General features: G+C 36.3%; 2 protein-coding genes. Both read left to right on the top strand.

Annotated elements, in window-relative coordinates; all coding sequences use genetic code 11:
• The first annotated feature begins 406 nt into the window (after positions 1–406).
• The gene (locus tag JCM11969_RS16370) at positions 407–1,213 is read left to right on the top strand and encodes a ParA family protein (protein ID WP_010010558.1); all 807 of its coding nucleotides are present in this window, start codon (positions 407–409) and stop codon (positions 1,211–1,213) included.
• A gap of 2 nt (positions 1,214–1,215) precedes the next feature.
• A complete protein-coding gene (locus tag JCM11969_RS16365; protein ID WP_020090532.1) occupies positions 1,216–1,584 on the top strand; it encodes a DUF5388 domain-containing protein in 369 nt (122 codons plus the stop codon).
• The last annotated feature ends 613 nt before the right edge of the window (positions 1,585–2,197 follow it).

Below are 2,197 nucleotides of genomic sequence, written 5' to 3'. Positions count from 1 at the left end.
ACGTCGCACTGGCAAACGTGTCCCCTTAGATTTAGACCCCAGCTTGTCCCCTAGGGCTTTAAAAATCGCACCGGCCATGATATAATAGTCATTAAATAACGATGACTTTTATGTGGCGCTCACCGATTCCCGTCGGTGGGTGTTTTTTTGTATTCACTTACAAGTACAATTGTATTTCTCTCAATAAAAGAAATCAACACTTTTTTTAAAAATGTATACATTTTTACATTAGTACAAATACTAATGTAAAAATTAGTATTTGTATACTCGTTCAAAACGCCTCTGTTGCAGTCTACATAGAGCTCATGTATACATTTTTACTTTTACACACTTGTATTTGTATACATGTACTAATTTTTGTGCTATGCTTTAAGAGCGTTACACTACATATTTATGAGGTGATATTTTGGATAGCAAAGTCATAACATTTTCAAACTTTAAAGGCGGGACTGGCAAGACAACTAATAGTACAATGACTGGTATCGAGTTGGCACGTCGTGGGTATAAAACACTATTAATAGATTTGGATCCTCAAGCTAACGCCACTAATTTATATTTAAAAACTAAAAATAACGTCGGCGGTGAAGTAACTTCTTTTGATGAAACCTTGATGACCGCAATTAAAAACAAAAACCTCAAACCAGCTATCATCAACGTAATCCAAAATTTAGATATTCTTCCATCCTCAGCTGACTTTTCTTTATATCCTAGATATATGGAGAATATAATTTCTGACTACACCGATCGTGTAAAATACTTGTCTACCTTAATAAATCCGTGGAAAGATGACTATGACTACTTGTTGGTAGACGTTCCACCTACAATTAGCCTAATCACAGATACCGCATTATATATGACAGACTACGCGATTGTCGTTCTTCAAACTCAGGAAAGATCGCTTCAGGGTGCCCAGGCATTCATCAAATACATGCAAGATCAAATTATCAATGAATTCCACGCTCCGACATTAGATTTACTAGGAATATTGCCGGTTTTGCTGAAAAATGGTGCCCCTGTCGATAAGAGCACCTTAGCTAAAGCAATTGATATATTTGGTAAAGAAAATATTTTTGACATAACAATTAAAAATATGGAACGCTTAAAACGATATGATGTAACCGGGGTGACATTTAAAGATCAGTTTGATAAAGCAGTTCAAGACGTATACTCCAACGTTACTGATGAAATATTTAGCAGAATGGCTGGTGAATAGGAATGAGCGGATTATTAAACAATCCCAATCTAAAAAAACAACCAAAGACGGACCCACTTGATCGTGGACAAGATATCAAACCCAAAAACACCTTTACTACAGATGATCTTAAAAGTAATAATGGCAAACCATCAAAACCGGGAAAAAGCGTTGCAGATTCTGTTACTTTTTATGCTAACGTTAGAATCAACAACCATATTAAGAACAAAGCGGAAGCTTTATCTGGAATTGGTCTATATAAATCTCAAAAAGATGCCATTGATAACGCATTAGACTATCTCATTGATTCTTTAGACGCTGAAGACAAGCGAAAATTTACTTTTCAATTAGATATTCTGGAGAGTAGAGACGCCCGAACTAGGGGAAAATAATATCGCGCTCTCAGACAACACGTTCACCTTTTAGACGTAGACTTGGTCCGCTTAAATGAAGCAGAATGCATACAAAAAATCCCTCTATTATGCGGAGTAGGGGCCTTTTTTGTCGTCACTTTATAATTAAGAGATACTTTGAGTGCCCCTGACAGCTTCATAAGGTAGCATTCGGATGTATCTGGTATATTATAAAGAGATAATAAAAAGACCCCCTAGCGATAAAACTAGAGGGCCTTTTTAACTCTGCACAAATTGATGAAGGTAGTATTTGAGGTGAAATGATACAGTAGGTAGTATAGCACTTTTAGTGTATAAGAAAAGCCCTCACCAAACTGACAGTAGGGACTTACAAATCGTAAATGAAAGAGCACTCTCATGCTTCTTAATGTTAACACTTTTTTATGTAATAAAAAAGCACTCTAGCAAGGAACTAGTGAGCTTTTTAAGGCAAAGATTTTCTGGAATAAAATCTAAGCAAGAGGTAGATTGACTCTGGGACAACCAGAGTATAACACTTCTTCAGAATAAAAAAAGCCTATCCGGGGGGATAAGGACTAGTCGAAAATCAACACACACACGTACACAGAGATACCTCTCTATGCAAGGTAAT

Source organism: Secundilactobacillus paracollinoides DSM 15502 = JCM 11969 (assembly GCF_001311135.1).
GTDB lineage: Bacteria > Bacillota > Bacilli > Lactobacillales > Lactobacillaceae > Secundilactobacillus > Secundilactobacillus paracollinoides.
This window is presented reverse-complemented; position numbering and strand designations above follow the sequence as displayed.